The 14,752-nt window shown below is 66.4% G+C and carries 15 protein-coding genes; 7 read left to right on the forward strand and 8 right to left on the reverse strand.

Translation table 11 applies throughout. From position 1 onward, the window contains the following. The first annotated feature begins 1 nt into the window (after window position 1). From PDM29_RS18810 to PDM29_RS18830, 5 genes are all read left to right on the forward strand, one after another. On the forward strand, window positions 2-850 hold the full coding sequence (locus PDM29_RS18810) for a TPR domain-containing protein (protein ID WP_425508692.1): 849 nt from the start codon (window positions 2-4) through the stop codon (window positions 848-850). Continuing rightward, window positions 847-1,260 (forward strand): DUF3613 domain-containing protein, encoded by a 414-nt coding sequence (locus PDM29_RS18815; RefSeq protein WP_311191560.1) that lies wholly within the window; start codon window positions 847-849, stop codon window positions 1,258-1,260. The genes PDM29_RS18810 and PDM29_RS18815 overlap by 4 nt, the downstream gene beginning before the upstream one ends. Before the next feature lie 3 nt (window positions 1,261-1,263). After that, window positions 1,264-3,432, forward strand: coding sequence for a TadG family pilus assembly protein (locus tag PDM29_RS18820; RefSeq protein WP_311191561.1), 2,169 nt, complete (start codon window positions 1,264-1,266; stop codon window positions 3,430-3,432). A gap of 23 nt (window positions 3,433-3,455) precedes the next feature. Beyond that, a complete protein-coding gene (locus tag PDM29_RS18825) occupies window positions 3,456-4,169 on the forward strand; it encodes a DUF2968 domain-containing protein (RefSeq protein WP_311191562.1) in 714 nt (237 codons plus the stop codon). 315 nt (window positions 4,170-4,484) lie between these two features. Further along, entirely contained in the window at window positions 4,485-4,805 is a 321-nt protein-coding gene (locus PDM29_RS18830; protein ID WP_311191563.1) for a putative quinol monooxygenase, read from the forward strand. Window positions 4,806-5,197: 392 nt separating this feature from the next. On the opposite strand, the gene PDM29_RS18835 is transcribed toward PDM29_RS18830, so the two are convergent. The 3 genes from PDM29_RS18835 to PDM29_RS18845 all read right to left on the reverse strand — a co-directional run bounded on the left by PDM29_RS18835 (window position 5,198) and on the right by PDM29_RS18845 (window position 7,886). After that, window positions 5,198-5,962, reverse strand: a complete 765-nt coding sequence (locus PDM29_RS18835; protein WP_311191564.1) for a SapC family protein — start codon at window positions 5,960-5,962, stop codon at window positions 5,198-5,200. Between the two features lie 116 nt (window positions 5,963-6,078). Next, window positions 6,079-6,960: a hypothetical protein gene (locus tag PDM29_RS18840; RefSeq protein ID WP_311191565.1), complete on the reverse strand. Its 882-nt coding sequence runs from the start codon at window positions 6,958-6,960 to the stop codon at window positions 6,079-6,081. A gap of 140 nt (window positions 6,961-7,100) precedes the next feature. Further along, window positions 7,101-7,886, reverse strand: coding sequence for a CDP-diacylglycerol diphosphatase (locus PDM29_RS18845; RefSeq protein ID WP_311191566.1), 786 nt, complete (start codon window positions 7,884-7,886; stop codon window positions 7,101-7,103). Window positions 7,887-8,010: 124 nt separating this feature from the next. On the opposite strand from PDM29_RS18845, the gene PDM29_RS18850 reads away from it, so the two are divergent. Continuing rightward, window positions 8,011-8,313, forward strand: coding sequence for a hypothetical protein (locus PDM29_RS18850; RefSeq protein ID WP_311191567.1), 303 nt, complete (start codon window positions 8,011-8,013; stop codon window positions 8,311-8,313). A gap of 102 nt (window positions 8,314-8,415) precedes the next feature. Here the strand turns inward: PDM29_RS18850 and lldD are convergent, their stop codons facing one another. The 4 genes from lldD to PDM29_RS18870 form a co-directional block, all read right to left on the reverse strand. Then, a complete protein-coding gene (gene lldD, locus PDM29_RS18855; protein ID WP_311191568.1) occupies window positions 8,416-9,579 on the reverse strand; it encodes an FMN-dependent L-lactate dehydrogenase LldD in 1,164 nt (387 codons plus the stop codon). Between the two features lie 129 nt (window positions 9,580-9,708). Next, entirely contained in the window at window positions 9,709-10,155 is a 447-nt protein-coding gene (locus PDM29_RS18860) for a VOC family protein (protein ID WP_311191569.1), read from the reverse strand. Next, the gene (locus PDM29_RS18865) at window positions 10,152-10,610 is read right to left on the reverse strand and encodes an MgtC/SapB family protein (protein WP_311191570.1); all 459 of its coding nucleotides are present in this window, start codon (window positions 10,608-10,610) and stop codon (window positions 10,152-10,154) included. Before PDM29_RS18865 ends, PDM29_RS18860 begins: the two co-directional genes overlap by 4 nt. An 87-nt stretch (window positions 10,611-10,697) precedes the next feature. Continuing rightward, window positions 10,698-11,456 (reverse strand): SDR family NAD(P)-dependent oxidoreductase, encoded by a 759-nt coding sequence (locus tag PDM29_RS18870; protein WP_311191571.1) that lies wholly within the window; start codon window positions 11,454-11,456, stop codon window positions 10,698-10,700. 178 nt (window positions 11,457-11,634) lie between these two features. Between PDM29_RS18870 and PDM29_RS18875 the strand changes: the two genes are divergently transcribed. Further along, entirely contained in the window at window positions 11,635-12,744 is a 1,110-nt protein-coding gene (locus PDM29_RS18875; protein WP_311191572.1) for an alkene reductase, read from the forward strand. A gap of 16 nt (window positions 12,745-12,760) precedes the next feature. Here PDM29_RS18875 and PDM29_RS18880 read toward each other — a convergent pair whose 3' ends face one another. Next, window positions 12,761-14,656 (reverse strand): CocE/NonD family hydrolase, encoded by a 1,896-nt coding sequence (locus PDM29_RS18880; protein WP_311191573.1) that lies wholly within the window; start codon window positions 14,654-14,656, stop codon window positions 12,761-12,763. Window positions 14,657-14,752 lie beyond the last annotated feature (96 nt).

The following is a 14,752-nucleotide window of genomic DNA, read 5'->3' on the forward strand; positions in this document are numbered from 1 at the left end:
CATGCGGATGCACGTTCTCCCGTTGCTGATGCTGCTGGGCGCGACGGCGCTGACCGGCTGCAACACCACCTCCGTCGCTCAGTACAAGCAGGATCCGGTCAGTCTGGCCGCACCGGAGCGCCCACCGCAGGACGACAAACAGCTGTACCTGGAGCTGATCACCCAGATGCAGCGGCAGAGTGCGTGGTACGCCTCGCTGGCGCATGTGGACGCGTACCGCCAGCGTTATGGCGACAGCCCGGCGCTGCGACTGCTGCAGGCCGACGCGCTGCGCGAAACCGGTCAGCTGCCCGGCGCGCAGACCTTGTACACCAGCCTCACCAATGGCCCGCAGGCCGCGGCCGCATGGCATGGACTGGGACTGATCGCCGTGCGCAACGGCGACGACACCCAGGCCGAGCAGGCGCTGGCCCGGGCGGTGCAGCTGCAACCGCTGAATACCGATTACCTGGGTGACCTCGGATTTGCACGCCTGCGCGCCGGCCAGCTGGACCAGGCACGCGAACCGCTGGCGAAGGCGGCCGAGCTCGCGCCGGGCAACGTCAAGGCCAACGCCAACCTGGCGGTGTACGCACTGCTGCGCAATGACACCGCTACCGCGGAACGGATCTTCAGCAGCGCTGCGCTGCCGGAGGCCGCCCGTCAGGAGGTGCGCCGGCTGGCCCAGCAGCTGCGTCAGCCCGCCGCACGCGCCGTGGAGCCCACCACCGCACCCACAGCGGCGACGCCCCCGCTTCGCCGCGGCACCGCGGCGTCGGCACCGGCAGCGCCGCGCAGCGAGCCCCGCCTGGCCCCTTCGATGCTGGAACGCTTCGGTAGCACCCCGACTTCCCAGGAGAGCACCCCATGAGTGATGCCATCCGCACCCTCGCCCACCTGCACGCCGCCCTGCTGCTGGCGCTGCTGGGCACCGCGCCGGCCACCGCCCAGCAGCGCCCGCTGACCGGGCAGATGCTCGGCGAGCAACCGCCTCCACCACCGCCTGCGCCACCCGTGACGCCTGCGCCGGTGGTGGTGCCGGTTGCGGTGACACCCGCACCGGTGGCCTTGGCGCTGCCACCCCGTCCGCAGCTGGGCGATACCACCCGCGCGCTGCTGCAGCTGCAGGCCAGCGGCGAACGTGCGGGCAAGCCGCACACCGTGCTCGGCGACCAGGCCAGCCGCAGCTACGCACGCTACCTCAACAGCTTCGATCACCCCATTCCCGAATACCTGGAGTACAGCGTGCGCAAGGATGTCGCCAGCGAGGGCGGGGAATAGTCCATGAGCGGCCTGCGCCAGCTGCCATTCTCCCGACGCCGCGTGCAGCGCGGCGGCATGTCGGTCACCATGATGCTGGTCATGCTCGGCCTCGTTGGCATGCTGGGACTGATCGAGATCGGTTACCTCTACTGGGCCAAGCGCGATGTGCAGAAGACCGCCGATCTGGCTGCGCTGGCCGGCGCGCAGCGATTGGACCTGTGCAGCGCCGACCGTGCCGATAACGCGGCGGCACGTGCCAATGCCGTGAATGCCAACCGCTTCCCCGGCACGCTCCGGGTGCAGTGCGGTGACTGGAATCCCGCCCATACCACCGAGGACAACTTCGCCGCGGTTTCCCCTGCTGCTCCGCCCAACGCGGTGAAGGTGGTTGCCGAACGCTCGGTGTTGCCGTTCCTTGGCCAGAACCAGAACCTGCCCACCGTGCGCGCGCAGGCCGTGGCGACCCGTGCACCGCCCTTTGCGGTGCTCAGCGTCGGCTCGCAGCTGCTGCGGGTGAACGGCAACACCCCACTGGGCGGCGTGCTCAAGCTGGTCGGCGTGGACCTGGACCAGACCACCCTGCTCGGCTATGACGGGCTGGCCCAGGTCAAGGTCACCCCAAAGGGTCTGCTCGAGGCGCTGGAGATTCCTGTCAAGGCAGACATCAGCATCGGCGAGTTCAATGCGCTGCTGGCGGCGAACAAGGTGTCACTGGGCAGGCTGGTGGAGGCCACGGCCACGGTGCTGTCCCAGAGCGGTGTGGCCCATGCCGATCTGGACGCACTTCAAAATGCATTGGCGGCCAAACTGGATGTCGACCGGCTTGCGATCCAGCTCGGCAGCAATGATGCCGCCAGCGGGCTGTTCGGCCGCATTGTCGCGCCCGACGGTCCGGCCACCGCGGCATTGGATGCGCAGGTGAACGCACTGGACCTGCTGACCACCGCCATCAGCATTGCCAACAGCGGCCGCGCGGTGGAGGTGAGCCAGCTCAATGTGCTGGGCGTGCAGGCCAAAGCGGCCATCATTGAACCGCCGTCCATTGCGATCGGCGGGGTCGGTACCCGCGCCTACAACGCGCAGGTACGCCTGTTCCTCGACATCGACAGCAACAACCTGGCGCTGGGCCTGGGCAAGGTGCTTACCGCGCTGGGCATCCGCCTGCGCCTGCCGATCCATGCCGATGTCACCAACGCCATGGCCACGGTCACCAGCCTGCAGTGCAGCGCGATCCCGGCCACCGCCACCGTGCAGGTGGATTCGTCGGTACTGCGTGCCTGCGTCGGCAAGGTCGCCGAGGCCGACCGCTTCTCCACCCGCAATGTCTGCGAAGCGTCCCTGCAGAACGAGCAGCTGCTGACCCTGCTGGGTGCACCGCTGATCAACGACCGCATCCAGCTCAACGCGCTCAGCCACAGCGAGAACCTGACCCTCGCAGCAGGCGAAACCAAATCCACCTGGATCAATCCGGCGCAGATCGGCACTGCGGTCAGCGACCTGGTGCAGCAACTGCTGCGGGTGCTGGGCGGCATGCTCAATCCCGCGGCCAAGGGCATGAACACCGCCAGCACCGCCGACCAGCTGGCCGATCAGTTCCTCAAGGCCTCCAACCCGGGCAACGGCGTGTACGACGTGGACCGCACCATCGCGCTGCTGCGCAACGGTAACCCCGCGCAGGGCATTTCCGCATTCGGCGACTGGCAGGTGCACAATGGCGTGCCGTATGCGTGCGTGCTGGGGCTGGGCACCTGCTACAAGGACGGCTCGGTCTGGGAGGGCTACCGCGCCACCGTTACCGGCCAAGGCCTGGGCCTGCTGGATGGCGTGCTGGGCACGCTGCTCGGCGGTCTGGTGATCAACCGCTGCAGCGGGCTGGTCAGCGCGCTGCTGGCCTACAACGCCTGCGTCAAAGGCAATCTCGCCTCGTACATGCAGACCGCTCCGGCCGGCGTGCTTGACGCCTACCAGGGCAGCGGCAGCGTCACCGATCCCGGCACCAACACCGTGGCCTGCAGCGGCCTGCTCTGCACCCTGCTGCGCCCGGTGTTGGAAGGCGTTCTCAAACCCCTGCTCAACGGGGTGGGCACCCTGCTCACGGCCACCCTGGCCACCGTGCTGGGCATTGAACTTGGCCGTACCGATGTGCACCTGCAGGCCACGCACTGCAATCCCGCGCAGCTTGTCTACTGAACCTACTGATGGAAGCCCCGATGATGACCACCACCCTCTCTACTGTTTCCGTCAGCCGCAGCCTGTTGGCCATCGGCGTACTGCTGGCGTCGCTGACCCTGTGCCCTGACGCCCAGGCCCGCCGCGGCAAGAACGACGCGCCGGACATCGACCGCAGCGCCCCGGTGGTGCGCAACACCGTGGACGAGCTGCGCCAGCTGATGGACGGCCAGCAGCTCACCGAGCTGCGCACCACGTACAATGGCACTTACGGTGCCAGCCTGCTGTTCAATGCCAGCACGCTGCAGTACTACGTGTCGTTGTTCCAGGGGAAAGAATTCTGGCGGGTGATCAAGACCGATTCGGTGGAGACCGCCGAAAATGTGTACGAGACGTTCGTGAAGCAGACCCGCGACCTCGCACAGGTGAACATCGACACCATCCGCCTGGAAGCCGGCAAGCGCTACACCGAAAGCCTGGTGGCCTACAACGAGCAGCGGCTGCGCAGCCTGCAGCAGGAAGCCGACCTGCAGCGCCAGCAGGCCCAGCAGGTCAGCAGCGCGATCCAACAGGCCAAGCAGCAGGCCGTGTCGCTGAGCACCGACCTGCGCAGCAGCAACACCCAGCTGGAACAGCTCAACCAGCGCATCCAGGCGTTGCAGGCACAGCAGGGCAATCCCGAACTGTCGCTGCCGACGCCGGCGCACCCCACGGCCAGCACCGCACATCCGGTGGCGGGGGAAGCGGGAACGCCGTGAGGGCAAGGGGCACCCGGTGGGTGGGTCGGGATGCCGGTACAACGGACGCTGCCCCGACGCAGGGGATGCTGGGGATGCTGGATGTTGGTAGGGTCGCACGATGGTCGACCGCCGATAACGGCGGGTACTTCATTGGGGCATGACCACTGAACGAAGGCGCTTCTCCGTTCCATGGTCATGCGTTACCGATCCCGGCCACATGGTCGGCGGTCGACTATCGTCCGACCCTACCATCTCCCATTTTCCATGCGACGTGGGCCACGACCACATCGACCATCCTCCATAATGCACAACGTGCTCCTATGGACTGTCACCATGTCATCCCCCGATTCGCCGCTGGTCTTCTACGTCCGCCTGCAGGTCAAACCCGAGCGCACCCAGGACTGGCTCGACGCCGTCCACACACTGATCGACCGCATGTCCGAGGAACCGGCCTTCATTTCCTGCGACCTGCATCGTGACGCGCACGATCCAACCCTGTTCACGCTCTATGAGCGCTGGGATGAGGCGTCGGTGCAGGACTTCCTGGCCCATCAATCCACGGATTACCGCGCCGCCTACGATGCGCTGCTGCCTGATCTGCTGCAGAAGCCACGCGAACCGCAGGTGCTGGAGCTGGTACAGAGCTGGGGGTGATGCAGAGGGTGGTGATGGTGATGCCGGGGCGATTGGGGCGTTGGGGCTATTGGGATATTGGGATATTGGGATATTGGTAGAGTCGCACGACAGTCGACTGCCGATGACGCTTGGCACTGCATTGGGGCATGACCACTGAACGAAAGCGCATTTCCGTTCAATGGTCATGCGTTACCGAGCGCGGGCCTGCCATCGGCGGTCGTCTTTCGACCGACCCTACCCGCCCCCAACCACCCCGAACACGCTGGCGCGCCAGCACGCCGGACATCCCAGCACCCATCAGGCATTCCGCATTCCGCATCACGCACAGGTGATCGCGTTGTCGCGCCATTCCCCACAAACAAGAACGGCGACCCGGAGGTCGCCGTTCCCACATCACATCACCGGCATGATCAGGCCGCCTTGGCCTGCTCGCTCTGGCGCTTCACCAGCGCGTTGAAACGCGACAGCGAGGTCAGGTGGTGGTGCACCAGCGCCAGCCAGCCGTTGCGGTGCCAGGCCAGCACGATATCGTCCGGCAGCTTGGCGAACTTTTCCACGTCGACGACGTGGAAGCCGTTCACCGACATCTTCTCACCATTGTTCAGGGTGACGTCGATGCTGCGCTCGACCAGCAGGTCCTGGGCCAGCAGCGCGGCGCTGAACTGACGGGTCTGCTCGTACTCGCGGGTGAAATCGGCGCAGAACTTCATGGCATTGTCGACCAGCTCGGTGGCCTTGCCGTCAACGAACAGCGGCTCACCTTCGTCGCTGGTGCCCTGATTCACCTGCTCGGACGCAGCGTCCAGCGCCAGCAGGAAGTTGCCTTCGTCATCGGACTGCATGAACACGAACGGGTAGCGGCGCAGGTAGGCCGGCGCGTAGGTGTCATCCGCCCACTTGCCGTCGGTGACGAACAGATTGTTGCGGCTCAGGCCCACGGCCACGATCGGCGAGGCGTCCTGGCCAGTGAACAGGATCGGGAAATGCTGTGCGGCCATGCCGAACTCGCCGATCACTGCCGGAATGGCGTTGGTTTCAGCAGCGAACGCCAGCGAACCCGGGCGCAGACGCCAGTTGGCGTGCTTGTCCGATTGCAGCGGCAGCGGCTCACGGTAGAACAGCGGACCGGAAGCCTGGGCCGGAGCGGCCGGCGGAGTAGTCGTTTCAGCAGTCATGGAATTGGTCAGGTACGACGCGCCAGACAGCCCGGGCGCGAAAGCGGGCACCACATTGATCGGTCACTATAGCGTGGCTTTTTGACGATTTCTGCCATGCCGGTTGGCACGGTCCACTACAGCCCGGTGAATTCGCTGCAGTCCGGCAGCGGGGTGTCAGGTCGATACTGGCCTTCCTGCCAGCGCAGGCGGCGCTGGTAGGTGCAGGTGCGGTCGGTTTCGGTGCTCAGGTCCTTGGCGGTCAACGGCCCCTTTTCCAGCGAATCGCCAAAGCGTGAAACACCGGCTGGGAAACGGGTGGCCCGGGTGTGGAACTGCAGCACGGGCATGCCCCGACCCGCCGGATCCAGCCCCAACTGCGCAGCAAAGCGGTATTCATCGTGGCAGGCATCCGCCCGCGCGGCGACGTCCGCCTCGCTGAAGCAGGCCCGGATCATCGCGTTGCCCGCCATCGGCAGGGTTGCCACCGTGTCGATCTGGATGCCGTCGTTCTCGTGATACAGACGCACCAGCATCAGCTCGGAGGTGCTGGCCCCGCCGCCTGAATACGATGTCCGCCACTGGCGTAGCGCCCCCACCAGCACATTCTGCAGCGCTGCCTGCCCAGCATCCGTCGGCGCTTGCGGCGCACCGATGCCCGGGCCCAGTCGCACAATGAAGGGCCAGGGCTGCTCGCTGTCCGCCTCATCCTCGCTGGGCAGCGGCACGTAGCGCAGGCGGACGTCGCGCTCCCCGGCTACCTGCTGGGCCAGTTCCAGTTGCGCCCCGGCTTCGTCCCGTACGGTGCGCACGCACCAGGCACGGTCCGTGGTGCAGTACCACGCCGAGGAATCCGCATCGGCAGCCGCTGCACCGGGCGGTGCCGCCTGTTCGGTCAGCGGCTCCAGCCGGTTGCCGGCAGCATCCTGCGCGTGAGTCGCTGGCTGGGCCTGGGCGCTGCCGGCGGTCAAGGCCAACAGCAGCAGGGAATGGGAAAAGCGTCGGCGTGATGCCGTCATGGGAATACGTCCTTGTGGTGCCCTTTCGGACCCATCATGACACGCATGGCGGCGTATCGAACGCACGGGCATGGCGTTGACACGCATGGCGTGTCACTACGACCCTTGGTCGAATAACCTGTAGTGACGCGCCATGCGCGTCAACGCACCCCGTCCAGCGCCTCCGAGGCCCCGGTCAGCACCGCGCAGGCATGGTCCTGCAGTTCCTCGCCACTGGCCTGGTGGCCGGCGTCGGCATCGGCCTGGGTCGCCAGCAGCACGAAACCCGGCGCGCGGGCGTCGTCGCCCTGCCCCACCACCACCAGCGACCAGCGCCCCATCTCGCCGGGCGCGGCCAGGTCATCGGCCAGCAGGCGAATGGGATCGGCGGTCAGCGTTTCACCGTCCAGCCGCCTGGCTTGATACACATGCCCGCGCAGCGGCTGCGGCAGAGGCTGCCACGTCGGGCCGATGGCCGGCTGCATCGCCTGCAGCTGGTCGCGGATGTCCGCGCGCAGGCAATCCACATGGATGTGCAACTGGTTCTGCGAACGGCCGTGTGCGGAATTCAGCGCCAGGCTGGCCACGTCACGCGGCAGCGGCTGGCCCAGCGCGCGTTCGGTGTAGGCGCGCGCCTGCCAGGCGGCGGCGAAGTAGTTGGGCGTACCCGCCTGCAGCAGATGCGGGCTTTCAATGCCGGCCACCTTGTCCAGCGGCATCAGCAGGAACTGGTAATCGCCGTGGGTGTCCTTGACCAGCACATCGCGACGCTGCGGGGCGGTTGAGACCGCCAGGCAGGAGCCGCGTGGGGCATCGGTACCCACGCAATCGCGCTGGATCACGCCCCACAGGGCATCGGGATTCGGGGCCGGCTTCGGCGGTGGCGCGGTGGTGCAGGCGGCCAGGCACAGCGGCAGCGCCAGCAGGGAAACACGGAGGGAAGACACAGGACAGCAGTTCCATCACCCGGCCCGGTGCGGGGGGCTTTGGTGGACATTGTAGCGGTCACCCCATCACCCCGCCCCCACCGCACGGTGGTATGGTCGCCACAGGCTACCGCAGGAGCGACCGATGTCACGGCATACCCGCATTGCAGTTCCCGTCCTGGCCGTCGCGGCCACCCTGCTGTCTGGCTGCGTCAGCAGTCCGGGGCCTGAGGTACGCGGCAGCGGCCAATGTCACGACGCACCGCTGCAATGGGCGGTGGGCCAGCCCGCTGCGGAAGAGACCATGCGCAAGCTGTTCCGCGAAAGCGGAGCCGGCCTGATCAATCCCATCGGCCCGGCCACGGTAGTCAGCAAGGACCGCCGCGACGACCGCCTGCGGGTGTTCATCGACAAGGACAATGTGATTACCGCCGCGCGGTGCGAATAACGGACACCCTCAGCCACCGCGATCGATCCGGCACCGCGTTGACGCGCATGGCGCGTCACTACAGGTCGTTCGACCCAGGATCGTAGTGACACGCCATGCGTGTCAACGCCATCCACGTCCGTTCGATCCACCGCCAATGGCCAACGCCTCACGCCCGATATCGGCGACGGTCCGCGCGCCGGTCAGGGTCATCGCCACCCGCATTTCCTTCGCAATCAGATCCAGCAGATTGGCCACCGCGGCCTCCCCGCCGGTGGCCAGCGCATAAACGAACGCGCGCCCAAGCAACACGGTATCGGCCCCCAACGCCAGCATCCGTACCACATCCAACCCTGAGCGCACACCCGAATCCACCAGCACCTTCAGCTCGCCCTGCACGGCATCGGCAATGGCCGGCAATGCGCGCGCGGTGGACAACACCCCATCCAGCTGACGGCCGCCATGGTTGGACACCACGATGCCATCGGCACCGAAGCGCACCGCATCGCGCGCGTCGTCCGGGTCCAGGATGCCCTTGATCACCATCGGCCCGGTCCAGAACTCGCGGATCCACTCCAGGTCCTTCCACGAAATGGAAGGATCAAAATTCGCCCCCAGCCAGCCGATGTAATCGGCCAGACCGGTCGGTGCCCCCCGATACGCCGACACATTGCCCAGGTCATGCGGCCGCCCGAGCAACCCCACGTCCCACGCCCAGCGCGGATGGGTCACCGCCTGCAGCATGCGCCGCAGCGGTCCATTCGGCCCGCTCATGCCCGAATGCGCATCGCGGTAACGCGCCCCGGGCACCGGCATGTCGACGGTGAACACCAGGGTGGTCACGCCCGCCGCCTTGGCCCGCTCCAGTGCGTTGCGCATGAAGCCACGGTCCTTCAGCACATACAGCTGGAACCACATCGGCCGGGGAATCTTCGGAGCCACCTCCTCGATCGGGCACACCGACACCGTCGACAAGGTAAACGGAATGCCCCGGCTGGCGGCCGCGCGCGCGGCCTGTACTTCGCCGCGCCGGGCGAACATGCCGGTCAGGCCTACGGGGGCCAACGCCACCGGCATCGCCAGCCGCTCACCGAACAGCTCGGTGTCCAGGCTCAGCTCGGACATGTCGCGCAGCACGCGCTGGCGCAGCGCCACATCGGACAGGTCGGACACGTTGCGGCGCAGGGTCTGCTCGGCGTACGCACCGCCGTCAATGTAGTGGAACAGAAACGGCGGCAGGCGACGCTGCGCGGCAGCGTGGTAATCCGAAGCAGCAGAAATGATCATGGGTCAGCAACACCGGGCAACAGTCCGCTCACAGCATACCGGGGCACCCTGCCCCGCTGCGCACGCCACGCATTAGACCAAAGGGTAGGTGCCGACCGTTGGTCGGCACATCGGCCGCAGCCGTGTGCCTCAGCAACCGCAGTCGCTGCTTGGCCCCTTCAACTCCACGCCATTGCCATCGGGATCCTGCACGTACAGCGACAGTCCGTCGCCCTCGGCACCGAAATTGCTGCTGGCCGGGGCATCCACGGCGATGCCGTGCATCTGCAGGTGTTCGCGCAGCTGCGCTTCGTTGAACGGCTCCACGCGCAGGCACAGGTGCGCCATGTTGCGGCCCTGTGCACCCGCAGCGGCCCCGCCGGGAAGCCCCAGCTTGCCGTGGATGTCGACCAGGTCGATCATCGAACTGCCCGCATGCAGATGCACCATGCCCAGCGACGGCCGTTCGCGCGCCACCGTGCAGCCCAGTACATCCCGGTAGAAGTGCAGCGCGCGCGGCAGGTCGCTGACCCGCAGCACCACATGGTCCAGGCACTGCACGGCGAAGGTGGTTTGTCGGGCGGCGGTGGCGTTCATAACTTCTCCAGCTTGTCGGAAACCCGGCGGAAAACCGCCAGCACCAGCACGCAGAGCACACTCACGCCCAGCGCGATCACATATTCGCCAATGCCGACGGCAATGCCGATGGCCGCGGCCATCACCAGCGAGCTGGCGGTGGTCAGCCCGCTGACCTGGTCGTCGCGGCTGCCGCGCAGAATGGTGCCGGCAGCCACGAAGCCAACGCAGGCCACCACGGCCTCGATCAGACGCACCGGATCGACCTGCAGCAGGTCGCGGTAACGCTCCTGCTGGAAATGTTCGGCAATGCTGTCGCCCAGGCCGACGATCAATGCGGCGGCCCCGGCAATCAGCATGTGCGTGCGCAATCCGGCAGCGTGCTTGCCGAGCTCGCGCTCGATGCCCAGCACCCCGCCGAACAGCATGGCCGCGGCCACCCGCAGCAACAACGACAGATCCTGCTCCCAGCCCATCCGCGTCTCCTCGGCGATGCAGGAAGCGTTGCGCGAAGCGCGTGGCAGCGCTGTGAAACGATGTGAATGCGGCTGTGACCGGCAACCTCAGTGCGCCAGATAGCCGCCGTCGATGGCGTAGTAGGTGCCGGTGGCGAACGAGGCATCGTCACTGGCCAGCCAGGCCACCAGGGCGGCCACCTCTTCGGAGCGGCCCAAGCGGTTGAGCGCGTGCTTGGCCTCCAGCGCCTTGCGCACCGCCGGGTCCATCTTGTCCAGCAGCGGCGTGGCAATGAAGCCCGGGCCGACCGCATTCACGCGGATCTTGTCCGCGGCATGCTCCCAGGCAGCGGTCTGGGTCAAACCGACCACGCCATGCTTGGCCGCCACATAGGCCGCCGAGTTGTCGAAGCCCACCTGGCCGAGGATCGAGGCCATGTTGATGATGCTACCGCCCTTGCCGGCCTTGCGCAGCGCCTGGATCTGTGCGCGCTGGCACAGGAACACGCTGTTGAGGTTCACATCGATCACGCGCCTCCAGCCATCGACCGGATAGTCGCCACTGGGCGCAGACGGTCCACCGATACCGGCGTTGTTGACCGCGATGTCCAGGCCGCCCAGTTCCTGCACGGTCTGCTTCACTGCTGCGTCAACGGCGGCTTCATCGGTGACATCCAGGGCAATGCCGAGGGTCTTCACGCCGCGTGCGGCCAGCGCTTCAGCGGTCTTCTTCACTGCGTCTTCCTTCAGGTCCCACACCGCCACGGCCGCACCGGAGTCGGCGAACAGTTCGGCTACGGCCAGGCCGATGCCGGATACGCCGCCGGTGACGATGGCGACCTTGCCCTTGAGCTGGTAATCAATCATTGCGTGTGTCTCCACAGGTATCAGGGGGGGGAAAGCACCCCTACGCTACGCCTGTGATGCGTTGCACAAGGTGCATGCAAGGCGCTTTCCGACCGCAACAAACCTTCCCATCGCTGCAACGCACGCAGCCGTATGCTGAAGGTCGTACCGTTCTTCCCTTCCCCACAAGGCCCTGCACATGACTGCAACGACCGACGGTTTGCTGTTCACCCCCACCCGGCTGGGTTCCATCGACCTGCGCAACCGCATTGCGATGGCCCCGCTCACCCGCAACCGCGCCATTGAAGGCCGCGTGCCCAACCCGCTGGCGGTGCAGTACTACCAGCAGCGTGCCAGTGCCGGGCTGATCATTGCCGAGGCCACCCAGATCAGTCCGCTCGGCCAGGGCTATCTGGACACGCCCGGCATCTACAGCCAGGCGCAGATTGACGCCTGGCGCAAGGTCACCGACGCGGTGCACGCCGAGGGTGGACGCATCGTGTTGCAGCTGTGGCACGTGGGCCGCATTTCGCACACCAGCCTGCTGCCGGAAGGCGAAGTGCCGGTGGCCCCCAGTGCGGTGCAGGCCAAGGCCAAGACCTTCACCGCCAAGGGGTTTGAAGATGTATCCGCGCCGCGTGCACTGGAACTGGAAGAGATTCCCGCGCTGATCCAGGACTACCGCCAGGCCGCACGCAACGCCATCATCGCCGGCTTTGACGGCGTCGAAGTGCATGCGGCTAACGGGTATCTGATTGATCAGTTCCTGCGCGACGGCAGCAACCTGCGCACCGACGAGTACGGCGGCAGCATCGAGAACCGCACCCGCCTGCTGGACGAAGTGGTGCGCGCGGTCGCCGCCGAGATCGGGGCCGAACGCACGGGCGTGCGCCTGTCACCGACCACGCCGGCCAGCGATGCCTACGACTCCAATCCGCAGCCGCTGTTCGAGCGTGCGGTGGAGCGACTGGATGCGATTGGCCACCTGGCCTTCGTGCATGTGATCGAAGGGGCCACCGGTGGCCCGCGTGACAACATTCCGTTCGATTACGCCGCGCTGCGTTCGAAGTTCCGCGGCCCGTGGATCGCCAACAATGGGTATGACAAGGACAGCGCCGAGGCTGCCATCGCCAGTGGCTATGCCGACGTGATTGCGTTCGGTCGTGCTTTCATCGCCAACCCGGACCTGGTGGAACGCCTGCGCTTCGGGGTGCCGCTGTCAGAGTTCAACCCCGACACGCTGTATGGCGGCGGGGCTGAGGGGTATACCGATTATCCGAGCGTATCCGGGTCCAACGTCGCTGAATGACGTTGGATGGGGTCATTCAATACACCGGTAACGTGATCGAACTGGCCTGCTGCGGCGAATGCCAGATCTGCTGCGTCGCCTTCTGGTAATCGCCCGGCTTGGCCAGGTAGATGTTGGGCACGAAGGTCTGCGGGTTGCGGTCGTACAGCGGGAACAACGTCGACTGCACCTGCACCATCACCCGGTGCCCCGGCCGGAACACATGGTTGGCGGTGGGCAGGCCGAAGCGGTAGTCCAGCACCTGATTCGAGGCGAGCGCCTTGGGGGCGCTGAAGCTTTCACGATAACGCCCGCGGAAGATCGCCATCGACACCGCCAGCTCATAACCGCCCATTTCCGGCGTGGACGGCACCTGGTCGGGATAGACATCGATCAGCTTCACCACCCAGTCGCTGTCACTGCCACTAGTGGCGGCCTGCAGGTTCACCTGCGGTGCACCGCCAATCCGCAGCGGCTCGGTCAGCGGTTCGCTGACGAAGGTCAGCACATCCGGGCGGCCATCGACAAAGCGCTGGTCCTTGACCAGCCAGCTGGTCCACATGTCACGGTCGGCGAAGCGTACCGGGCGCGGCACGAACGGTACCGGCTTGGCCGGGTCGGAGACATACGCCTCGTAGTTGGCCTCACCGGCCTGCGGGGCGTCGAACGACAGCTTGCCGCCAGCTCGCAGATACAGCGGGCGGCTTTGTGCCGTGGTGCGCGGCCACTGCTGCAGGCGGTCCCAGTGATTTTCACCGGTGTTGTAGATCAGCACCGGCGGCGTATCGGCCTTGCCCGCGCCGTCCACCAGGTACTGGTCGAAGAACGGCTTGAGCACATCGCGGCGGAACTGCAGCGCGGTATCACCGTCAAACTTCAGCGCGCCCAGGCTGCTGCCATCGTAGTTCACCTGGCTGTGTCGCCACGGCCCCATCACCAGGTAGTTGAGGGTATTGGTCGAATCGCGCGGCTCCATCGCCGCATAGCTGTGCACCGCGCCCCACATGTCCTCCTGGTCCCACAGGCCCTGCAGCCACATCGTGGGCACCTTCAGCGGGGTTTTGGCCATGCGCGCATCCAGCGCCTGTTCCTGCCAGAACGCGTCATAAGCCGGGTGCTCGACCAGCTTGTGCCACCACGGCAGCTGCTCCAGGCCGTTGGCCTTGGCGTAATCACCCGCCGAACCGGCGCGAAGGAAGGTGGTGTAGTCGTCATAGCCGACGCTGGGAATGGCCGGTCCCTTGCCGCGCTGGGCCAGTTGGCCGGTGAAGTAACCGAAGTTGACCTGGCGGAACGCGCCGTAATTGAGCCAGTCGTCCCCCATCCAGCCGTCGATCATCGGGCTCTGCGGCGCGGCCACTTTCAATGCCGGGTGCGGGTCGTTCAGCGCCATCACCACGGTGAAGCCTTCGTACGAGGAGCCCAGCATGCCGACCTTGCCGTTGCTTTCCGGCACGTGCTTGACCAGCCAGTCGATGGTGTCCCATGCATCAGTCGCATGGTCCACCTTGGTGTTGTTCAGCGGACCGCGCAGCGGCCGGGTCATCACGTAATCGCCTTCGGAGCCGTGCTTGCCGCGGATGTCCTGGAACACGCGGATGTAGCCGGCGTCAACGAACACCTCGTCGCCCTGCGGCAGGATGTCACGCATATGCGGCGAATCCAGGCGCTTGGCGCGGTTGGCGGCGTCATACGGCGTACGGGTGAGCAGCATCGGCGCGTTGTGCGCGCCCTTGGGCACCACGATCACCGTGTACAGCTTGGTGCCATCGCGCATGGGAATCATCACCACGCGCTTGTCGTAGTCGTAACCCGCGGTCGGGGTGACGAAGCCCTTGGCCGGAATGTCCGGCGTCATCGGCGCGGTCTGCGCCGATACGCTGGCGGCGATCATCAGGCTCAACAGCACAACAGGTACGGCACGCACACACATGGCTCTCTCCGGTGGCACCGGGCGGTGCCCGGATATCCGGACACCCTACGCCCAAGCCGTGTGTGCGATATGTGCCGTAGGTTGGCCGCGAACGGA

Origin of the sequence: Stenotrophomonas oahuensis (genome assembly GCF_031834595.1) — a bacterium.
Classification (GTDB): Bacteria; Pseudomonadota; Gammaproteobacteria; order Xanthomonadales; family Xanthomonadaceae; genus Stenotrophomonas; species Stenotrophomonas oahuensis.

What these genes read in the sequence shown, in the direction of transcription:
- PDM29_RS18810 (WP_425508692.1), top strand. Translation starts at nt 2, where the DNA reads ATGCGGATGCACGTTCTCCCGTTGCTGATGCTGCTGGGCGCGACGGCG.
- PDM29_RS18815 (WP_311191560.1), top strand. Translation starts at nt 847, where the DNA reads ATGAGTGATGCCATCCGCACCCTCGCCCACCTGCACGCCGCCCTGCTG.
- PDM29_RS18820 (WP_311191561.1), top strand. Translation starts at nt 1,264, where the DNA reads ATGAGCGGCCTGCGCCAGCTGCCATTCTCCCGACGCCGCGTGCAGCGC.
- PDM29_RS18825 (WP_311191562.1), top strand. Translation starts at nt 3,456, where the DNA reads ATGACCACCACCCTCTCTACTGTTTCCGTCAGCCGCAGCCTGTTGGCC.
- PDM29_RS18830 (WP_311191563.1), top strand. Translation starts at nt 4,485, where the DNA reads ATGTCATCCCCCGATTCGCCGCTGGTCTTCTACGTCCGCCTGCAGGTC.
- PDM29_RS18835 (WP_311191564.1), bottom strand. Translation starts at nt 5,962, where the DNA reads ATGACTGCTGAAACGACTACTCCGCCGGCCGCTCCGGCCCAGGCTTCC.
- PDM29_RS18840 (WP_311191565.1), bottom strand. Translation starts at nt 6,960, where the DNA reads ATGACGGCATCACGCCGACGCTTTTCCCATTCCCTGCTGCTGTTGGCC.
- PDM29_RS18850 (WP_311191567.1), top strand. Translation starts at nt 8,011, where the DNA reads ATGTCACGGCATACCCGCATTGCAGTTCCCGTCCTGGCCGTCGCGGCC.
- lldD (WP_311191568.1), bottom strand. Translation starts at nt 9,579, where the DNA reads ATGATCATTTCTGCTGCTTCGGATTACCACGCTGCCGCGCAGCGTCGC.
- PDM29_RS18860 (WP_311191569.1), bottom strand. Translation starts at nt 10,155, where the DNA reads ATGAACGCCACCGCCGCCCGACAAACCACCTTCGCCGTGCAGTGCCTG.
- PDM29_RS18865 (WP_311191570.1), bottom strand. Translation starts at nt 10,610, where the DNA reads ATGGGCTGGGAGCAGGATCTGTCGTTGTTGCTGCGGGTGGCCGCGGCC.
- PDM29_RS18870 (WP_311191571.1), bottom strand. Translation starts at nt 11,456, where the DNA reads ATGATTGATTACCAGCTCAAGGGCAAGGTCGCCATCGTCACCGGCGGC.
- PDM29_RS18875 (WP_311191572.1), top strand. Translation starts at nt 11,635, where the DNA reads ATGACTGCAACGACCGACGGTTTGCTGTTCACCCCCACCCGGCTGGGT.
- PDM29_RS18880 (WP_311191573.1), bottom strand. Translation starts at nt 14,656, where the DNA reads ATGTGTGTGCGTGCCGTACCTGTTGTGCTGTTGAGCCTGATGATCGCC.